Source organism: Ktedonobacter sp. SOSP1-85, assembly GCF_016587415.1.
In the GTDB taxonomy this organism is placed as follows: Bacteria; Chloroflexota; Ktedonobacteria; order Ktedonobacterales; family Ktedonobacteraceae; genus Ktedonobacter.
This window is the reverse complement of the sequence record NZ_BNJI01000001.1, coordinates 5,468,200-5,487,445: the sequence shown is the minus strand read 5'-3', so window position 1 is coordinate 5,487,445 and position 19,246 is coordinate 5,468,200. Positions and strand designations below refer to the sequence as shown.

The 19,246-nt window shown below is 50.7% G+C and carries 16 protein-coding genes and 1 pseudogene; 3 read left to right on the top strand and 14 right to left on the bottom strand.

Annotated elements, in window-relative coordinates:
* The first annotated feature begins 66 nt into the window (after window positions 1–66).
* The gene (locus KTE_RS22870) at window positions 67–492 is read left to right on the top strand and encodes a hypothetical protein (protein WP_201384969.1); all 426 of its coding nucleotides are present in this window, start codon (window positions 67–69) and stop codon (window positions 490–492) included.
* Window positions 493–503: 11 nt separating this feature from the next.
* Here the strand turns inward: KTE_RS22870 and KTE_RS22865 are convergent, their stop codons facing one another.
* The 14 genes and pseudogenes from KTE_RS22865 to KTE_RS22800 all read right to left on the bottom strand — a co-directional run bounded on the left by KTE_RS22865 (window position 504) and on the right by KTE_RS22800 (window position 17,476).
* Window positions 504–1,721 (bottom strand): glycoside hydrolase family 5 protein, encoded by a 1,218-nt coding sequence (locus KTE_RS22865; RefSeq protein WP_201384968.1) that lies wholly within the window; start codon window positions 1,719–1,721, stop codon window positions 504–506.
* Window positions 1,722–1,788: 67 nt separating this feature from the next.
* Window positions 1,789–2,700, bottom strand: coding sequence for a glycosyltransferase family 2 protein (locus KTE_RS22860; protein ID WP_201384966.1), 912 nt, complete (start codon window positions 2,698–2,700; stop codon window positions 1,789–1,791).
* A 20-nt stretch (window positions 2,701–2,720) separates the two neighbouring features.
* Window positions 2,721–3,908: a glycosyltransferase family 1 protein gene (locus tag KTE_RS22855; RefSeq protein ID WP_201384964.1), complete on the bottom strand. Its 1,188-nt coding sequence runs from the start codon at window positions 3,906–3,908 to the stop codon at window positions 2,721–2,723.
* A gap of 88 nt (window positions 3,909–3,996) precedes the next feature.
* Window positions 3,997–7,167, bottom strand: a complete 3,171-nt coding sequence (locus tag KTE_RS22850) for an oligosaccharide flippase family protein (protein WP_201384961.1) — start codon at window positions 7,165–7,167, stop codon at window positions 3,997–3,999.
* 2 nt (window positions 7,168–7,169) lie between these two features.
* Entirely contained in the window at window positions 7,170–9,083 is a 1,914-nt protein-coding gene (locus KTE_RS22845; RefSeq protein ID WP_201384959.1) for a polysaccharide biosynthesis tyrosine autokinase, read from the bottom strand.
* 16 nt (window positions 9,084–9,099) lie between these two features.
* Window positions 9,100–9,849: a sugar transferase gene (locus KTE_RS22840; RefSeq protein WP_201384957.1), complete on the bottom strand. Its 750-nt coding sequence runs from the start codon at window positions 9,847–9,849 to the stop codon at window positions 9,100–9,102.
* 16 nt (window positions 9,850–9,865) lie between these two features.
* A complete protein-coding gene (locus KTE_RS22835; RefSeq protein WP_201384955.1) occupies window positions 9,866–11,101 on the bottom strand; it encodes a glycosyltransferase in 1,236 nt (411 codons plus the stop codon).
* Between the two features lie 348 nt (window positions 11,102–11,449).
* Complete coding sequence (locus tag KTE_RS22830; RefSeq protein WP_236600529.1) at window positions 11,450–11,674, bottom strand: hypothetical protein; 225 nt, start codon at window positions 11,672–11,674, stop codon at window positions 11,450–11,452.
* A 285-nt stretch (window positions 11,675–11,959) separates the two neighbouring features.
* Window positions 11,960–12,154 (bottom strand): hypothetical protein, encoded by a 195-nt coding sequence (locus KTE_RS22825; RefSeq protein WP_201384951.1) that lies wholly within the window; start codon window positions 12,152–12,154, stop codon window positions 11,960–11,962.
* A 41-nt stretch (window positions 12,155–12,195) separates the two neighbouring features.
* Entirely contained in the window at window positions 12,196–13,440 is a 1,245-nt protein-coding gene (locus KTE_RS22820) for an RNA-guided endonuclease TnpB family protein (RefSeq protein WP_201384949.1), read from the bottom strand.
* Window positions 13,403–14,026 carry an IS607 family transposase gene (locus tag KTE_RS22815; protein WP_201384947.1) on the bottom strand — a complete coding sequence of 208 codons (624 nt, stop codon included), beginning with the start codon at window positions 14,024–14,026 and terminating at the stop codon, window positions 13,403–13,405. The genes KTE_RS22820 and KTE_RS22815 overlap by 38 nt, the downstream gene beginning before the upstream one ends.
* A 52-nt stretch (window positions 14,027–14,078) precedes the next feature.
* Entirely contained in the window at window positions 14,079–15,143 is a 1,065-nt protein-coding gene (locus tag KTE_RS22810) for an alpha/beta hydrolase (protein WP_201384944.1), read from the bottom strand.
* Window positions 15,144–15,187: 44 nt separating this feature from the next.
* Window positions 15,188–16,288 (bottom strand): annotated as a pseudogene (locus tag KTE_RS22805) (RRXRR domain-containing protein).
* A gap of 315 nt (window positions 16,289–16,603) precedes the next feature.
* Window positions 16,604–17,476: a class I SAM-dependent methyltransferase gene (locus KTE_RS22800; RefSeq protein WP_201384943.1), complete on the bottom strand. Its 873-nt coding sequence runs from the start codon at window positions 17,474–17,476 to the stop codon at window positions 16,604–16,606.
* Between the two features lie 450 nt (window positions 17,477–17,926).
* Here KTE_RS22800 and KTE_RS22795 point away from each other — a divergent pair, with 450 nt between their 5' ends.
* Window positions 17,927–18,718, top strand: coding sequence for a transposase (locus tag KTE_RS22795; protein WP_201384941.1), 792 nt, complete (start codon window positions 17,927–17,929; stop codon window positions 18,716–18,718).
* The gene (locus KTE_RS22790) at window positions 18,696–19,148 is read left to right on the top strand and encodes an RNA-guided endonuclease TnpB family protein (protein WP_201384939.1); all 453 of its coding nucleotides are present in this window, start codon (window positions 18,696–18,698) and stop codon (window positions 19,146–19,148) included. The genes KTE_RS22795 and KTE_RS22790 overlap by 23 nt, the downstream gene beginning before the upstream one ends.
* Window positions 19,149–19,246: the final 98 nt, after the last annotated feature.

Here is a 19,246-nt window from a genome sequence, read left to right as displayed (position 1 = left end):
TAAAGAGAGAAACGCTAGTACATAAAGGTAAAAAAACATAATAAGCACGCCAAGGAAGACAAAGTTATGTTGAAAAAGTATCAGTTTCTCTGGGTCATCATCTTAGGAGGAAGCCTCGCCGTTGTCCTCGGCCTTTCCTGGCTGGAACTTCCTTGGATGGCAAATCACTTTGGATTTGCCTTACCAGGACAAGGAGGTCTCCCCTATCGCATCACATATGCAACTCGGACCTACGTCAACCACGCAACCTGTGCACACGCGGGCTGGTGTCAAACAGACACACAATCCAATCCACTGTGTTGGAAGGAAGCGGATATCAGACAGCATGATAACTGGCCACTCATTCGCATTGGCACAATCACTACACTCTTTGGCTCACCGTACTCCTTGATAGCGAAATCCAATGCTTCCAGCAAGCGAACAGTAATTGTCATCTATCTCGTCTTTGACACAAACTGTTATGTTCCCTATGCCCTGGAGGGAGGGCCATAATCGCCTCTCCCTTATTTCGCGTGAGGGAAAGGCGAATGCTCACGCAAGAATTGAAGGATAAGTTGTCCTGCACCTTGAGCATATGAATCAAAATAGGGATAGTTCATTTCATCATTACAGGCATGTGTGGGGGTATCAAAGCTTGTCAGGTGTGTCCAATCCCATGAAGCATTCCCATCACCGTCGCCACGAATAAGTGCGCCCGGAGTAAGCGCCCAGGCTATCAGCCCGAGATGCAACGCCTGCACATACCTGAGAAATTGAGGAACAACCGTACCGGCGTTTGCGATACAACCACTCCCTGGCGTTTCGTTCCATTCACCAATGACAAAGGGAACATCTAGCTTGCGTACTGACAGTCCCCACCAATCCTCCCAATCATCTTGCGTTGCATGCTGTGTATTGCTTAAATAAGGGTGGATCGCATAGACAATGTTCGCGCCCTTCAACAAATGACCGCGAAAGTTGTCATAGTCGAAGCTCTCACCCGCACCCTGCCCCTGCGCCAGGATCAGATTTTGGGCTCCGGTCTGGCGTATGGCATCTACAAGTTGCTGCATTCCCACATACTGCACGCCGTCACGCACGCCGCCATTCTGCCAGAGATTCCAGTCGTAAAAGTTTCGTGGCTCGTTAAAGATGTCAAAGAAGACCTTCTGATTCTCCTTATAACGCCCCGCGACAACCTGCCAGAAAGTGATATCAGCCGGAGTTGCCATAATCTCATTGCTAGACGCCTCAGTTTGCAGGTTGAAGATCACATTCATTTGCTCCTGCGTCGTCCATGCTACAGCCCTATCCATTGCCGCCAGGTAGTCTTCATCCAATGTTGTCGGGTTTTGATGATCTAGAAAGAGGTTCTCTCGCGAAATCTGAAACGTGATTACATTAGCGTGCCAGAAGGTTCGCGCTGCCTTGATCTGATCCTGAGTAAAGTTTATGTAATCCGGGCTTTGACGCCAGTTGGGCTGGAACAGGGCTGTACTATGTACACCATAAGGGATATATACCTTCCCTTGATTATCAAAGATCGTCTTACCTTCAACATAGTATGAGGGAATAGACGAGGGCTTATGCTTCGAGACTATAGGAGTTGAAAGAGGAGAGGAAGAGGATGCAATCTCGTTGAAAGCCACCAACCTTATAGCTGCTATTACGCTTGCCACAACGAGAACGAGAACGAGAACGAGAAGTAAGAGCCAGGTTTGCTTAATTCTTCCTATAAACATGAGTGCTCACTTTGCGCCTGGGCGCTCTTTAAGGTTGCACAGCCGTGATCAAACCGCAATTACAACCTTATTCCGCATTACCTCCCCCTCTGAGGGGTGCTCCATGTAATAACCAGCGCCAGATACCGATATGACTGGCAAGCTTTGACGCGACAATAAAGGGAGAGTACAATAAGACAGCAGGATGTTCACGCACTGTCAGACGCACGATATTGAGCGTAGCCCCCAGAGAAATAGGCAGCATCATCAGTGGATAGAGATATGGGTGCTGAACCATGGACAGGATCTTGTTGCGTCGTGATAATCCTGGATAAAGACGCTTTACATGGAGGCCGCTCACACGCCCATAAAAGTAACTATAACGCAGCAACGCGCTTAGCGTCGTGCGCCGATGGTCATGTATAACCTTGATAGTTGGCTGGTAGAGCGTTCTATACCCATGTGCTTGCAACCGATAGCAGAAATCCATATCCTCCTCTGAACGTAGCGTCTCATCGAACCCGCCGACCTCCATAAATACCTCTCTCTCTACACCAAGACTAGCAGAACAGACCACCATCGTCCTTTCTTTACCGACTTGATAGAAACCAAAGCGGCTAAAGTCCACGCAACGCGCAAAAAAGGCTCTCGACTTGCCCGCGATCAGGCCTCCCACGGCCCCTATCCCCGGCCGCTTCAGTGCTGCAACGTTCTCTTCAATCCAGTTAGCAGCCGGGGCACAATCATCATCGAGGAACAAGAGATACTTGCCCATTGCCTCGTGCGCACCAATGTTTCGTGCCTCACCAGGATAGTAAATGGGCTTCGTTTCGACGGCCTTAATGGCCCAGTGTTGGGATAGGACACTGCTCTGCGCGCCAACAAGCAAAATCTCTACAAGATCCGCTGGATAGGTCTGTTGCCCCAAACACGCCAAAACAACCTGTGCCTGCTCCTTACGAGAGAAAGGGATAATAACACTAACATGAGGTTTGGTCATGTGATAGCGCTCCTTAATCATCAGCGAGCACGCGAGAAGGTTGATCTGCTCCTTGCCACGACGGGCTCCTGGTCCATTCCTTTCGTAGGGGGCAGACCAGCTGCTAGTTCATAGATTCGACAAGTTGCTCGCGCACAACTCTCGCAGGTAAATGGCTCAACCTGTGTTTTGCCGTGTCGCACCAATTGCTCGCGTAGCGCCTGGTTGGTAACAACCTCAACGATAGCTTCAGACAGCTTCGAGGTGTCCTCACAATCGACACGCATAACGGCATCCCCAGCGATCTCCATACTGGCAGCTCCAGGGCTAGCAATGACAGGCGTCTCACAAACCATTGCCTCAAGAGCTGGCAGGCCAAAACCTTCATGCTTTGAGGGTACAACCAGGACCTCGGCTGCGGCGTACAACGCGCTCATATCCTCATCAGGAATCCAACCAGCCAGATGAATACGCTCGTGAAACGGCGAAGTCTTCGCCTGCTGGACGACGTCAGCACTACCATGGCCCTCGCCACCCACCAGCACCAGATTCAGATCAGGTAACCGATCAGCGATGGCATTGAATGCTGCGATAAGCGTCTCTACGTTTTTACGAGGCATGATACGCCCTACATGCAGAATATAACGTTTGCCGTAACGCTGGTGCATCCTCGCTTGTGCTTCATTCGCTACCGTATTCAGGTGCAACAAAGGACGGATGGCGTTATGAATCAAGTGAATTCGTTCATCTTCAATGCTCCAAAGCGTTCGCAATTCTTCGCTTGTCTGCTCTGATATCGAGATGACGCATTGCGCACGGCGCACGCTTTCACGCAAGAGATACTGCCAGTACAGGCGTGCATACAGGGATGATTGTTGGGGAACTTTGACAAACGCCAGATCATGAACTGTGATAACGAGTGGACCGTGCCAGCCAATAGGCGCGGCAAAGGCTGGAACGTGGAGAACATCTGGCTTCAATTTCTTAAGGATATCCGGCAATGTCAACTGGTGCTGAATCAAAACCCCTCGCCAGGTACGCAACTTCACCGGATAGATAGTGATAGAAGGCGCGTTGGCAAGCTCTTTATATTCTTTAGGACGTGTCGTGATAACGATATATTCGTTCGTCTGGTCAGTTCGTGCTAATCCTTCTAATAAAGCGCGAGTAGCAAAAAGCATCCCACCAGGTTCTTTTTCCGCGATTATTAAATCAATTGCGACACGCATACAAGACTCCTCTTAATTAGTACGAAATCATTATTTCCAAGATCGTTTGTTTGTACATATCTTTTTTCCACATATACTTCCTTCCACATTAAGTGGCTTTGCCTGTCCGTTTTAAGACGACCTGACGAATCAGTCGAATATCCTTCAGTGATACCGCCCTGGTTAGAGAACAACCAACAAGCACAAGTACAAAGAACACAGGCGTGAGGTAGAATAACGACCACTGCACTTGCCAGATCAGAAAGAGTGCACCAGGAATAGTCCCAACAATAATCTGTGCGAAGACACGCAGAATACGCCAGAGTTGAACATCACGCGCGAGTAGTAATGAGAAGGAGCAGACAGAGAATGCTTCGCTTATTACGGCGGCAATCGCCGCCCCTGTTGCGCCCCATAGTGAAATAAACAGCACATTTGAGACAATGTTGACGATCAGAGTTGCACCTGTAATGAGAGGAATTCTGTTCTCTTTATTGGCTGCCATACAGGTTCGCACCGCTAATTGCGTAAAGAAGCCAAAAGTAATACCTATCATTAAAAACTGGGTTGACGCGACAGCCATCGTATACTCAGGGCCTGCAATCAGCCCCACAATCTGGGGAGCCATGATAACTACAAACACCGCCAATGGAACAATCCCAAGCGCCAGGATACGCGTTGACTCATAATAGAGATTTGAGAAAGCATTGAAGCCCTCTTCAAACGTCTTGCTCAGATAGGGGAATAACCCGCTTACATAAGCAAAGACAATATTCATGAGTGGATTGGTAATTCTCAGGGCAAGCGAATATATCCCTACGTTCAGCATTCCCCCCAGAGGCCGTAAAACTAACACATCCATCTGTCCAGTGAGAAGCGCAAGGGCGTCGTGGCCAGTAAAGATAAGGCTTTCAGTAATAATCTTCCACATACGCTTGGGCCTGAAGCGAAGGTGTATCTTATAACGCCGCGATGAAAGGATCACAAGAATAATAAAGTAGGGAATATCAGAATAGGCAATTAATACATACATCCAGAGGAAGGAGAGGTGCAGATACACGGCCAACCCGATCAGCCCGGCTGTTGTTATGCGGTTGATTGTCGTCAACAGCGATATGGCACCAACTCGTTGTTCCGTACCAAAAGCAGTTTCATAGACACAGCGCACGCAATTAAAAGAGTAACTAAAGAGCAATGTGCCATAACCAAGAAGGAGCAGGCTGCGTTGCTCGCTCTCCATTGGAATAAGGCAGGTCACCAGTGCTGCGCCAGCTGCGACTATGACGCCAGTGAACAGGCGTGTACTTAGCGCGTCGCTAAGTGTTTCACTCCACTGCTCACGCTTTTGTCGGCTCAAATAGCGACTGATTAAGGGATCCATGCCAGTCAGGGAGAGCAATGCGCATATCGCCAGGACCGTTAGCATAAAGTTATATTCGCCATAGCGCACAGGTCCAAAGGAGCGAGTAAGCATCGCGGTTGTTGGAAAAATGATTGGTATCGCAATTGCCCATGAGATCAACTGAATAATGATTGAGTGGCTGGTTTTGCGAGCGCTAGGAGCCACTGCATCCGCTCCAAGGTCAAGTGCCGGGAGCGGCATTGTCAATTCTCTTGACGCATCATAGCTCTGTAGTCTTGGTGATGGAGGTAGATAGCCCTTTGCGGATTGAATACGCTCACTATTGAGTGCTCGCATATATGGCGTCGGCAAACGTAAGGTTATCTTCCCTGTATCTGTCATCCCAGGGATAAAGGCAAGCCTGGCTTTCTCCTGCTCGTTTTCTTGATCGACCTGCACCTTTGCTACACGCTGAGCCAACACGCTCCGAGGTGCTATGGTTGTCACTTGTGCTGTCCTCGAACGCACCCGCACGGCACATCCAACAGCGACACCTGCAATGAGAAAGAGCCATGTCGTTGATTCCGGCTTGTCAAATGGTACATCCGTCAGGCAGATACAGAGATATCCAATCACCATCAAAATGGCCGCCAGGTGGATCACACGCGTTTCGTGTGCGGCGGTATATGCTCGCCGGCAAATCACAAGCAGGCTTAGCATCAGAAGAACACCCGCAATACACCATAAGACCCCGCTCTCCATTGCCCATTCCAGATACTGGTTATGCACGCTGATTCCCGCTGGATCGAGATGATCCGCAAGGCTCACGATGTAGGTACTGTAATAGTTGGGGAACTGAGCCATGCCAATACCTACCCAGGGATTCTCCTCAATCAAATGTAGAGCCTTGCCCCACAAAAAGAAGCGATTGCTATCAGACGCCTCGCCATGCAAGAATTTAGGAAGCAAGGTATTAAAGAGCAGCGCGGCCCCAAGCGCCAGCAAACCTAGAGTAGCGAGCAACGTCTTATAACGTCGCGTCATCAGGAGCGCTACGATCAAGAGGAGTAGAGCTATCGCGCACGCCATACGTGTGCCACTCAGCAGCAATTCCGCAGCCGAGGCTATACTCATACAAAAGCCCACCACGCGGTCTCGCCTGCGCGCGCCAAGTAGCCAGCAAGCCAGAGCTACCGCAAACACTACCAACATGGAATAGGCGAACGTGGTAGGGGAGTCGAATGGTCCGCTTAAACGCCCCTCTTGCGTCACCTCAATGGCCTGGCTTGGCACCAGCAGTTCCGGCATGGGAAGTTTTAGCGCCTGCCCTAAGCCAATCGACAACATCGGCACATTCGACAAGAGCGCGAGCGTCAAAAACGAGGAGACATCTTTGACATATCCGGCAAAGAATGTACCAACAAAGAAGGATAACGCCAGTAACAGCGCGCCATAGAGTCGCTTATTCGCTCCATACGAGTTCAAATCGCCTATCTGCGGCACGTGTATAAAGGATATGATAGCGATAATGAAGAATATCGCCATTATTATGTGGGGCGTTCGTGGGTGGAATGTAGGGCGACGCACAATAATGAGACCCACACATAGAAACAACGCGGCTTCAATTGGACGCATTGTATGCCCCGGCACCGGCACAAGAAACGACGGCAGGCCCGCGCCCATACAGACCAGGATTAAGGCCATGAGTGGATAGCGCAGTGTCAAAGCGACGACGCCCGCCCCCATAAGCCCTCCAATGGCAAGCACTGGCGAGACCATACCCGCACTCCCCGCAACCACCAGAAGCATGAACAGGATAAAAAGTAGCAACAATAGGGCCTGTGGTAGCGAAAAGGTAAAGTTTTCGGTAAGCATCCGCCGGAGCGGCTGCGGAGAAGGGCTTCTCCTCACCGCTCGCTCCTCAGTAGACATATCCATGGCTAGTTTCTATTCTGCTGATAAGACTGCTCTGGTGCAGAAATGACATGCTGCGAACGTCCCCAATTGTCATCCTCCTCTGCCTTTTTAGCGCTCGGTGCCTTCCAACCACTCGCTCGCGCCATACCTACACGCGGGTTAGCCTGGGCTTCGGCCTGGGGGGCATGCTCTTCACTCTGTTCAAAAGATGTCGGGCTACTACTCTTTCGCGCTTCAGGAGTCAGAGAGGCAGATTTGGCGACCAGTGCGGGCGCGGATATCTCCTCCAAGGCGAGTAGAGCAGTCGGCACATCAGGCGTGAGGGGAACGGAAGAGGGAAGTACTGGGCCCGGTTTAGGAGAAGGAGAAGGGACAGGTGCGGCTGCTACCTCTTCTGCTGAGCGTCGGGGCGCGTATTTAGCGACAGGAACTGTGTCTACAACTACACCTTCCTCCTGTTGCTGGCCTGCATAGAAATAAGGATGATGTGCCTCTTTCTGGCGATTGACCACGACGCCAACGAGAGGAGCAGAGAGGCGCTGGAGCAGAGCCTGGGCGGTTTTCAGGCTATCCTTGCTTGTCTTTCCAGCCTCCATCACAAGCACACATCCATCACAGAGCGTGGCGAGCGTGCTAACATCAGCCTGCGCATCTAGCGAGGGCGCGTCAAAAATAATCAGGTCTACCGCTGAACTGCCTCCCGGCGCAGTAATATCCTGCACCAGCCAATCCACAAGCTTCCGTAGCTCCATCGAGCGCAGAACCGTCAAGGGAGGAACCGAGACGGCTCCAGCAGGCAATAGCCAGAGATTCGACATCGGCGTTTTCCATTGGCTAAGCCACGCGGGCAACTGAGAGCGCTGCTTCTTCAGCACATAGACATCTGTCAATACTGTTGCTAAACCTCGCGCGTTATTCGCCTTAAACACCTGGTGCTGCGCCGGTCGACGCAAATTGGCGTCAATCAGCAACACGCGCAATCCAGCCTGTACCAGGGAAATTGCTAGCTGAGATGCAACCGTCGTAACACCATCGCGACCGCGCATGCCCGTCACGAGCAGAGAGCGCTGGCCCACATACAAAGCCTGGAAATTGGCTCCAACAACTGTAAATGCCTCGTCCAGTACCTCATCATTGGCAACTAGGGGCGGAGCCAACGTTGAGACGCCTTTGCGTAGTGGAATACTACCCAATGGCTCAAGCTGAGCAAGCCGGGCCACATCTTCTGGCGTCTTAATCGAAACGTCAATCCAGTCAAGCAAAATCGCAAAGACACACATCAAAACCAGGCTTAATCCGAAACCCAGGACAAGGTTAGTCGTCAAACCGGTGCCATTGGGCGTCGTTGGTGGCAATGCCGGCTCTTCAAGAAAGAGACCGCTATCCAGCATAGAGAGCTGAGTCACTACATTATTATAGGTCACCTGTAATCCGCTGGCGGCGGTCTGATCACCCGCGCTCTGAGCGGTTGTTATTTCGAGCCGGAGTTTGTCAAGGATGCCCTGTAGGCGCCGGGTCTCGCTACCCTTCTCATACTCAATAAAAGCATTGGCGACGGCGTTGGCCTCAAAGGCAGACTTTTGCGCGTCTTCCGTTATCGCGTGTACACCGATAAGCTGGGTGCTATCGAGAGGCGCGGCAGTGATAGAATCCTGCAGATCCTTTACCGATACTCCCGATTTCTGCGAAGCCGCTTTGAGGACTTCGCTATTCGTCATTTTGAGAGCATAGCCGACGGCAAGCGCCTGGTTACTATACACATCATTTGTGCTATCGCCAGTAGCGATAGAGACCTGGACCGTGGCCACAGCCTCATACTTTGGCGCTTTCATGACACTGACGACTCCCGTCAGCACGGTGCAGAGCACGACGCCAACGATGATCAGCAACAAGTAGCGCTTCAGGACCCAAAGGAAATGCCGTATATATATTTGCATTTTTGCACTCTCTTTTTTAAAAAGCTCCATCTCCGTTCAGAACGACAGGGAGTGTCTTTATCAGGATTTGCAGATCCATCCTTAGCGAGCATTCCATAACGTAAGTACAATCAAGAATATTTCGCTGCTCATAGCTGGTCATCGAACGTCCACTGACCTGCCATAAGCCAGTTAGGCCGGGCTTAACCATCTGACGCAAGGCAAATAGCTCGCTAAAGGCTTCGATCTCGGAAAACTGGATCGCCCTGGGACCAACCAGGCTCATATCTCCACGCAACACGTTCAACATTTGCGGTAGCTCGTCAAGGCTCGTACGGCGGAGAAACCTTCCAATCCTTGTAATGCGAGGATCATTTTGCAATTTACCATTTATCTGCCATTCAGCTAACAAAGCTGGATGCTGCTTGAGATACTCATCCGCATTGACGATCATAGTTCGTAATTTATACAAATAAAAAGGCTTCCCATAACGCCCAACCCGTTTCTGCTTATAAAAAAGAGGTCCTGGATCTTCGCAATACATAAGAATACCGACAAACACCAATGCTATGCCTAGCAGAGCCAATCCACACAGAGCTCCAGTAATATCAAGCGCTCGTTTCGTCATATGGTACACTCGTGAAACACGCGCCTCCTGCCACTGCATATCGTGAAGCGAAATAAAAGACATCAGCAATTCCGGTTGTCCATAGTTAAGCTTACTATACACTCTTTGATTCACCATGCCCTGATCTCCTCCAACATACACTTTTATGCTTGTCTTCATAGGCAGTGCTCTTTGCTTAACGCTCCTGTGCAAGTAAGCGAGCATTAGTATCATATATGGTTTGCGCATATATTGCTGTTAAATCGTTCACAATATGCTTCCAATTATGGTGCTTTTCAATATACATATGCCCATTTTGAGAAATCATCTGCCACAATGCCTGGTCCTCTAGCAGGCATAACACAGCTTGTGCGAATAGCTCTGGTTCATCGGCAACCAGAATATCTTGTCCAGGCACAGCCTTTAAACCGGCGGTGACGTGAGAGCTGGCAACAACTGGAGTTCCCAGGGCCATAGCCTCGAGAGCCTTATTTTGCACACCTACGGCATATGGTAAGGGACAGACCGCGACATGGGCCTGTCTGATGGAAGACCGAAGATCATCAATATATCCGGTTACGCCAATACGTGAGTCCTGCGCCAGGGAACGCACGTTGGTTGGTGGCTTACTACCAGCTATCACCAGGCGTACCTGTGGACGCTCACGCCATATCAAAGGCATGATGTTTTTCGCCAAGTGTAACGCTCCTGCTACATTGGCGTGAAAGCTCATCTTGCCTGAGAAGATGAGCATCTCTGGCTGCCGCTCCCCTTGATAGTATTGGTAATACTCTTGATCCACGCCATGTGGCAGAGCGGTAATGGGAGCGGGGGGCCGCTTATCCGCTCCAAGCCCGGCATCTTGCGCGATAAGCTTGAGTGCCTCTTGGTCGCGAGGCGAGGTCACCAGCACATGCTGAAAGCGCCGGAGCTGCGTATATTCATATGCGCGTGTACGCGCGGCTTCACTTTTGCCTATCAAGCGTAGCACAGGAGTCGCGCCGTATTTCGCCCCCTGCTCATAGAGCATGCTAATACAATCTACAGCGTCCCAGACTACCGGAAGACTTATCTCTTGTGGTAGAGCACCAAGCGTGCGAATTAACTCTACGTGGACAATATCAAAGTCTCTGCCAGCAAGCAGCTCATTAAACGCTCCACGGAGAGAGGAAGAGGCGTCGAAGGCCACTTGTAGTGGCTGAGATGTGAATATGGCGCATAAGACACGCCATACTTTCCACACGCGCTTATCCTCAACTGCACATACCGTCAGGCCATCATCTCTCAGATCCTGTACATCACGAACTTCGCGCTTATTGGAACAAAGCACCAACGCCGTTACATCATGCCGTTTTGCCAGTTGACTGACAAATCCATATGACCGAATGCGAATACGCGATAATGGATAAGGTGCAACAAACAAAATACGCATGGATAGGCTCCAAAAATTCATAAATATTTTTTTAATAATTAACGGCGGGAGTTTTCCTAACTACTCTTCCAGGGCAAAGGTTTAGCCCCATGGGCTCCCTACACCTACCTCAATATTTATACCTATATAAGATATCGCTAAAGTAGCCTATATTGTCACGCTATTTGCTTGGTTTTTGTCATTTTTCCTATTTCGAGGCTTTAGCCCTTATGAGGTTGACTCCCTTTATCAATTCATAAGTCACTACCTCCTGTCAGCTCTCCATGAGTATTAACTGTTGCTCAAGCGGAAAAGAACAATACCACTGCCACCACTGAAGAATCTGCTGTTGAATGGACACTTGTTCTCTCATCTATTTCCTGCAAAGGGTCTATCTTCTTCAGAAAAGTCTACCTTTGGCGTTGCAAATAATAGACTTTTTGAAGAAAGTAAACGTTTAGAAATGATGGTAGATCTTTCAGCAGCGGATAGACCTTTCATCCGCTCAGGAATGACAGACTCTTCGGCAAAAGGCAGACCTTTCACAGACGCGTTGAATGCAGCTTTTCGAGGTTCGTTTATCCGATTGCTCATGCCTTCTAATCCCATCAGCAAAATACTACATGAGCTAACCATCTGGAACCCCCCGTCCTAACTTGCAAGGAGAGCGATTCTCGCCCCTCAATTTTGACAGCAAATTGACGGCAAAGCCGCCGGATACCAGCGAATCACGATGTGCGCCGATGAACGACGATTCCTCTCACGCCGCACGGAAAGCACCCTGGCGGACAGCGGCGAAAAGAGGCGAGGAGGCGCCGGCGGATCTCTCCACCAGCACCTCCTTTATGATGATGATGCTCTCAGGTCGCTTCTAGACACTCATGAGCGCGTTTTCTTTTTTTTGCGCAACGCATCGTTGACAGCAAAACCGACGGCAAAACGCACAGGTGCCGATTCGCTCTTGTGCTGGCGCAACGCGCCGTGGAAAGCTATGAGCATGAGATCAGTGCCGCAGTTGCCCCGCTGCATCCAGCCCTGGTCACAAACCTCATTCTCAGTGCTGATGCGATGCACACTTTAGCATGATCTGCCTTTCTAAATCTACTCAAAAGTGCTTACGCACTCTCAAACAAATTCAATTGCTGCACTTGCCCCTCACAGGATGCCCTCGTGACATCTACGCCGCTTTGGGGCGTATGCAGCACACCGCACCTTTCGGTGTGTGGCGCTCGCCGCGCAAAGAACCTCGTCAGGATATTGTGTGCACTGTTCTCATCTCGATCCATGACGAGTCCACATTCGACGCAACAATACGTTCTCTTCCACAATGGCATGGCTTGCAGATTGCCACAGCCACTACACTGCTTGGACGTGTTGCGCTCATCTAAGAAATGCAACTCTTTCCCAGAGAGGACACATTTGTACTTCAGCATTTCGAGAAAGGCGTACAAGCCCCACTCGTTATAGACCGCTCGATTCAGATGTTTATTGCGCTCTACATGCTGTTTCGTAACCATTTGCCTCTGTGAAAGGTCACCAACCACAATAGTTCTTTCAACCAAGTTGTGGCTGATAAGATGGGATGCTTTATGCAAGCTATCCTGTTGTTTGTTGCGTTTCTTCTGGGAAACGCGCTTGTAAACCTTACTGAGATGGATATACCGACGTGATTTTTTCTTACACTTATCACGCTTGGATCGAATCTTGTCGAGTTGTTTGTTGTACCAGCGTGATCCTTTAAAGCCGCCAACCGTGTAGATTCTGCCTTGCTCATTTACGCCAGTTGCCAGTGTTTTGATGCCAAGATCAAAGGCAACGATTCCATCTATCTCATGCTGTTTCTCTTGGCGCTCTCTCACAAATGACGCGAAGTAGTTTCCCTTACCATCTCGACTGATCGCCACTTCTTTAAACTGTTCAGGCGGTATCTCAGTCAAGCGCGCAACGATGTTGGAGTATTGCTTGTTTTTGCCCTTGCCTCCGGTGGGCAAAATGAGCTTGTCGCCTTCAATTTTGAGGTACATAGCGGGATAGCAAAGCGTAAAAAAGGAATGCCGTGGGCGTACCCGTGGGAATCCCGGTGCTTCTCCGGCTTTGACTCTGCGAAAGAAAGCTTTCATGGCTCCATCGAGGCGATAGTAGACCTCTTGTAAAAGCTTTCCATACACCTGAACAAGCTCGGGATCATGTTGTTTGCTCTCTTGTAGGTTTTTCTTAGCATCGTAGAGATCCCATTTCTCACCATTCCTGAGCTTGAGCACCCACCAGTTGTAGAGTCCCCTGCACTTGCCTTGCATAAATTCAAGGGTTGCCGCGTCTTGCTCAGAAACGTTCATTCTGATCTTTTTGCAAAGCAGCATCCTTAATCGCTTTCTTGTAGGAACGCAGTCCATGTAATCTGGCAGAGAAGACTGTCACGATAGCAATGAGGTCACGTACCAATTCTTGTTCAGGAGAATGATTTTCGCCATTGATGACGATAAGTTGGGTATGATGTCGCTCACAAAAGGCTTCAAAGTATTCATATCCAAAACGAACCAACCGATCTCGATGAGCAAGAATGATACGCCGTACCTGACCAAGTTCAACCATCTCCATAAGCCGATTGAATTGTTTGCGTTTGTAGTTTAGCCCACTGCCAATATCCGACATCCATTCATCGACCTTGAGCGAATGCTGATGACAATAGGCTTCTAACGCTTTTGTTTGGTTGACTAAATCAGGCTTTTGAGTAATTCCAGAGACGCGTGAGTAGGCAATGGTAAGTCCCTGCTCCGGTGCTTTTAGCCCACGATACTCAAGATACTGGTCGTGAGTATAATAGCGCCTATTTGATTGTGGAGAACGATGGGCGACGAGCTTGCCTTCACGATCCCATTTTTGCAGCGTTTTGGTAGACTTCCCAATACGTTTTCCAAACGCTTGAATATCATATGTGTTCTGCATAAACACATTTTAACACAATTGAGTGCTTATGTCAAAACTGTTTCAGTATCTCCTAAGGCGTGACGTGCTGGTACGCCCACGCTCGAGCTGCGTCAAACCAGAGTGGTGCCGTTTTATGTAGGTTGAGATCATGCCCAGCATTAGGAATGACCACTACCTGCAACTGCGCTTGTGCTGTGTAGAATGGAGCTTCAGCTTGCTGGACTGAGGCCGCACTACTGCAATCTGTGGCGGCGAGGCCGCAAAACAGACTATCTTGCTGTCCAACCACCACAAGCACAGGGACCTTTATCAGTTCTGAGACGCCATCAATAATGGGTAGTGAGAAGCTAGCAAACTCTCCAGGTGTTGCCGTCTCCTTCGTCGCCTCATCGGTTGCGAGGACGCCAGGGTCAGCACCGGGCACATAGTAGAAATCATGTCCTCGCGTCCCCGGCACCGTCGTCAGATAACCCAAGTAGTTCACATTGAGCAGATTACCTATAAAACGCGGGTCCAGAGTGGCGGGATAGAGCGTGGCCACGACCGCTGCCAGGCTGACCGTATTGAGATGATGCAATAGTCCACTGATGATGACTCCATTCACATCTTGATAGGTGCCTGCCTCGATCCAGGCGGCGACTGAGCCCAGCGAGTGAGCAACCAGCAGCACTCGGGCAAACGGCTGATTGCCAATGATCCCGTTGCGTAAGGCCTGCACAATCTCATGGACAATGTAGGCATTCGTTCCCATGACCACCGTGAGCAGGCCAACAGGGGGATGCGAGCTTTGCCCTATACCGATGCGGTCGATGGCAAAGGTACTATATCCTGCCGCGTTGAGTGCACGGACATAGGAATAAAGCTTGGGCTGGTAGGGAAAATCCCAATAGACGTGGCTGTAGGTTCCGCCGGGGACCAGCAGTTGGACGGTGTGGCTTGGACCACCGGGCGGGTTGCAAAGCTGACCGTAGATGCGGTAGTTCGTAGGGAGTCCAGGACCTAGAGCCACAGGCACAGAGAGCGATTGACAGGTCGCCGTCTTTGGCGCGGCATGCACTGAGGATGGGGAGAAAACCGCCCCAAAGAGTGCAAGCGCAACCAGGATGAGACACACTGCAAGACGATGCTGTCTCATAAAGCCTCCTTTGCTTCATCTCCGCCTGTGAAGCCCCCTGTGCTTCAGTCAGGGGAGGAAACAGGCGTTCCTTGTTGGGACAAAGAAGGGTGGCATCCCTTGCCTTTTGACGATGTGTGCTTTCCTCTGATCAACCAGGAGCGCCATGCCACCCAGGTCAAGACGCGACAGGTCTCCACTTTCGCTCCTTGCGTGAGTCGTTTATTCGTTCGGTATTCGTGCAAACTGATGGTGTTTCGCTTGCGGTCACATCCGCCGACGGTACAAAGTCCGTATTTCTTGTGCTCGACAAGGGTTCCCCGTTTCACGCCCAATGAGCGGGTTCCCCCATAGGGCTTGCGCACGCCTCCCTTTGACGCTTGCAAACGATGGAGTTGCCGACGATGCAAGATGGCTGGCACCATGTACCACAGACGGGTGCAGGTGGGGTGCTCTGCCCCACTAATCGAGGCGGCGAGCACCCAACTATCCACCGTATGCGACTCAAAGGACTGCTTCGACTTGCTCTTCGTCTTTTTGAGGCCATGCTGCTCTCGAAGTTCCTTCGTCTGCCAGCCCTCGCGCAGATGCAGGGTGAGTCCCATCTCTCGCAAGAGTCGGTAGAGATGCTCCTTCCCCACTTGCACAGGACTAAAGGAGCCGTTCCATGTGCCCCCTTTGCCCTTGCGTGTGACCGCCTGCACATCTTCTACCACCACATCCGTCAATGGAAGGATGGTCCGCAAGTGCGCAAGAATCCTGGCTTTGGCTTCCCATCGACTTCTCGTTGAGGGGGGAAGGCGCTGCGTGTGGTTGAGACGGTTGTGAAAGCGCTTGGGCCTACGTCACTTTCGCTGCCGTCTGGCCCTGCGCATCGTGCGCCTGGTCGCAACCGCACCTTTGACATGATCGGGAGCTTCCACCATCAGGTTGAGCACGGTGTCTTTGGTGCCGACCACGCTCACCCCTTCAAACTTCGACCCAGGATCGACCCCTGCGACGAGGGGTTGGTTGTCCGGTTCCTGTTCGTAGCTCAGTTGGATGTAAAACAGCCCAAGCTTGTTGCGCTTGGGTCGTGCGTTGCCGCTTTTGAGCAAGTGGCGGGCTTTCGCTGGTGTGCATGGCATGAGCGCGATCCCGCGTGTATCGACAACAGGTATGCGCATAAGGGATTGCCCTTCTCCTGGTCCAGGCCAGGGTGAATATGACCCTTCATGGTGGCATGAGAGGCGTAGCTACGAGTGTATCCGTAGCATCAGCTTCGGCGTGGCTAGGAGTGGTACGGATTAGGGTGGCGTCCGTGTACATCCTTGTAGCCCCTCACGCTGCTGTCTGTTCCGAAAAACAAAGCCCACTAGTCCAAGAATTGCGTTGCTCTAGCCGTTTGAGCAAGCCCCCACACATTCAATGTGGGGGTTCTTGACCCATCATCCTTGACTACAAGCACGGGTCGTATGAGCACGCTATAGAGTAAGAAGGCCTTATACTGGCGTAGTTCCCCAAACTGTCAGCAAGTACCACATGCCACAGAATGCCTCCTGTTGCATCTCAGAGAGCATGGTATGATACAGAACATCCAATTCTTCTTTGCTTGCCATATCCACTTTTTGTAACATTGGTAGAGCTTGGAGGAACACAATTTCGGTATTGCGGTAGAAATCCGTCCACGCCTCTGCGTCTCGCGAAAAATTGACCGCATGAGCCTGCCGCTGCAGATGGCTATAGTTAGCCTGGCGAAATATACGTTCAAGCATAGGGGTGATACCAAGTGTTACCCCATTTGGGGCGAACCCATAGCCCATCGTGTGCATGGCACGAAACAGGAAGGTATTAAGCTGATCAAAGGCAGGGCTGGAGGTAATGCCGCCGTGATCCGTTTCGGTGATGCGCAGAATGCCTCCTGGTCGCAGGATGCGTTGGCACTCCTGGAGCAGGAGTGACCAGGCATCTCGACGCAGAAAAGAACTGAGTAAGCGCCCATTCACCAGATCAAAGGAATGGTCAGCGAAATCGAGCGGTTTCGTGACATCCATCACCTCAAAAGAGACGTTGTTATTCCCTTGCGAGTATGCTCTGGCATTGGCATACGCAATCATGGTGCGGCTGATATCAATACCAACCACTTCCATATCTGGATGCAAAAATGCCAGGTCAAGCGCCCAGCAACCGGGGCCACAGGCAATATCCAGCACCTGTGCGCCTTCTGGCAGCGGCTGCAACCCTGCCAGATGCCCCCCCATACCTTGTGTAGTCATCTGGTCGAGCCTGATTAAACGTGCCATTTCCATGGCACTTTCCGCGTCAAGGACATACGTATCGGCTCCCTCTAGGGGTGGAGGAAGATCCGGTTCCATAGCTGCTCTCTCTTTCTCTCCAAAGGCATCTATCGTCTACTTTTCTCACATATATTTAGTATATTCATGTTCTTTTAAAAGAACAAGGCATATTTCCGTATTACCACCTTTTTTTATGGCTTCTTAATACACGAAAAGCACCTGTATGCTTGCTATCTTAACTTTCTTATCAAACCGCGCCATCGATCCCCCTGTTTTTGAAACCTGTCTCTTCTACACATTTAACAAAGTGAATTCGCCACATGGCTGAAGAAGCTATCTGGGAAAGAAGAGCTGGCAAACAGGGAGGTGAAAGCTCAAGCTTCCTGTCCTGCATCTGATGCTGCTTCCATCATAAAATTGCGCCATGCGGGGACCTCTGACTTTAGACATGAGGAGGAGCATGGCGCACTCCTTTCTTCTTTTCTCGCATTTTGCTATTTGGCACAAATTATGCATATATGGTATATTTTGCGTATAGATAGGACAGTACGGATTCAACTTCAACCGAATACGGAACAAGCACAAGCCTTGCAGGAGACGTTGGCGCAATTTACCGTTGCCTACAATCATGTGTGTGCCTATGGATGGCAACACGGCGAGAAGAACGGTGTCAAACTTCATCACGCCACGTACTACGAGACGAAAGCCTTGTGTTCTGGTCTGGTCAGTGACTTGCTCATCCAGGCCCGTGTCAAAGCCACAGAAACGTTGAGAAGTGCCTTGACCTGGAAAGCCAAGAAGGAAGCTGCCTATCCCAAGAAGGTTGCCAAAGCACAGAAGCAAGGCAGACCTGCCCCCACCTTCAAACCTGTTCGCTGTCCTCATTCCGAGCAGTGCGCGGTTCGCTATAACGTTCACACCTACTCTCTCAATTGGGCGAGGCAAACGGTTCGTGTCTCGACCACCCAAGGCAAAATGAGTGCCCCCTTTCTCGTTCCTCATTTCAGCGAGCGGTACCGAGAATGCAAGGTTGCCACCGCAGACCTTCTCTCCCGCAAAGGGAAGTGGTGGTTACACGTGGTTGTTGAGATCCCTGAGCCAACCGTACAACGCAATGACACAGTTGTTGGTGTGGATTTGGGTTTGAATCGTCCCGCCGTGACCTCGCACCGTCAGTTCCTTGGCTCTCGTCACTGGAAAGAAGTTGACCGTCGCCGTTTTCGCCTCCGCCGCAAACTGCAGTCCAAAGGATCGCGCGTCTGCCAAACGGCATCTCAAAAAGATGTCGCGGAAGCAGATGCTTTTCCACCGGGACTGTGATCATGTCCTCTCCAAACGCATCGTGCAAAGTGTCATCCCTGGGGCTACTCTCGTTCTTGAGAACTTGACCAACCTTCGAGAAGGGGTTCGCCATCGCAAAGGTGAAGGGCAGCGGAAACTGCATTCCTGGTCCTTTGCGCAGTTGTATAGCTTTCTTGCCTACAAAGCGCAAGAGCAAGGAGTGGTGGTTGAGCGTATTGATCCTCGTCATACCTCGCAAGCCTGTTCGCAGTGTGGGTATCAAGCCCGAAACAACCGCCGTTCTCAATCGGTCTTTCACTGCCGCTCCTGTGGCTATCAACTCAATGCCGACCTCAATGCTGCAATCAATATTCGGGAGAAGTGCATGGCTTCTCTTGCTCAGGATGGTACATCTGTCCTGAGTGGGTCGTTGTCAGACGGCCTCTCGTCTCAACCCCTCGTGGGTTAGGGACAAGCCCTGCATGTATGCATGGGGTATTGAAACCGATAAAAGTCGGGCCTTCAGGCAGGAGACTCCTGCTTCAAGGTGTTGATATTTTTAACATG

What these genes read in the sequence shown, in the direction of transcription:
- KTE_RS22865 (WP_201384968.1), bottom strand. Translation starts at nt 1,721, where the DNA reads ATGTTTATAGGAAGAATTAAGCAAACCTGGCTCTTACTTCTCGTTCTC.
- KTE_RS22860 (WP_201384966.1), bottom strand. Translation starts at nt 2,700, where the DNA reads ATGACCAAACCTCATGTTAGTGTTATTATCCCTTTCTCTCGTAAGGAG.
- KTE_RS22790 (WP_201384939.1), top strand. Translation starts at nt 18,696, where the DNA reads ATGCTTTTCCACCGGGACTGTGATCATGTCCTCTCCAAACGCATCGTG.
- KTE_RS22800 (WP_201384943.1), bottom strand. Translation starts at nt 17,476, where the DNA reads ATGGAACCGGATCTTCCTCCACCCCTAGAGGGAGCCGATACGTATGTC.
- KTE_RS22820 (WP_201384949.1), bottom strand. Translation starts at nt 13,440, where the DNA reads ATGCTGCTTTGCAAAAAGATCAGAATGAACGTTTCTGAGCAAGACGCG.
- KTE_RS22845 (WP_201384959.1), bottom strand. Translation starts at nt 9,083, where the DNA reads ATGCAAATATATATACGGCATTTCCTTTGGGTCCTGAAGCGCTACTTG.
- KTE_RS22855 (WP_201384964.1), bottom strand. Translation starts at nt 3,908, where the DNA reads ATGCGTGTCGCAATTGATTTAATAATCGCGGAAAAAGAACCTGGTGGG.
- KTE_RS22830 (WP_236600529.1), bottom strand. Translation starts at nt 11,674, where the DNA reads ATGAGCAATCGGATAAACGAACCTCGAAAAGCTGCATTCAACGCGTCT.
- KTE_RS22840 (WP_201384957.1), bottom strand. Translation starts at nt 9,849, where the DNA reads ATGAAGACAAGCATAAAAGTGTATGTTGGAGGAGATCAGGGCATGGTG.
- KTE_RS22815 (WP_201384947.1), bottom strand. Translation starts at nt 14,026, where the DNA reads ATGCAGAACACATATGATATTCAAGCGTTTGGAAAACGTATTGGGAAG.
- KTE_RS22810 (WP_201384944.1), bottom strand. Translation starts at nt 15,143, where the DNA reads ATGAGACAGCATCGTCTTGCAGTGTGTCTCATCCTGGTTGCGCTTGCA.
- KTE_RS22870 (WP_201384969.1), top strand. Translation starts at nt 67, where the DNA reads ATGTTGAAAAAGTATCAGTTTCTCTGGGTCATCATCTTAGGAGGAAGC.
- KTE_RS22835 (WP_201384955.1), bottom strand. Translation starts at nt 11,101, where the DNA reads ATGCGTATTTTGTTTGTTGCACCTTATCCATTATCGCGTATTCGCATT.
- KTE_RS22850 (WP_201384961.1), bottom strand. Translation starts at nt 7,167, where the DNA reads ATGGATATGTCTACTGAGGAGCGAGCGGTGAGGAGAAGCCCTTCTCCG.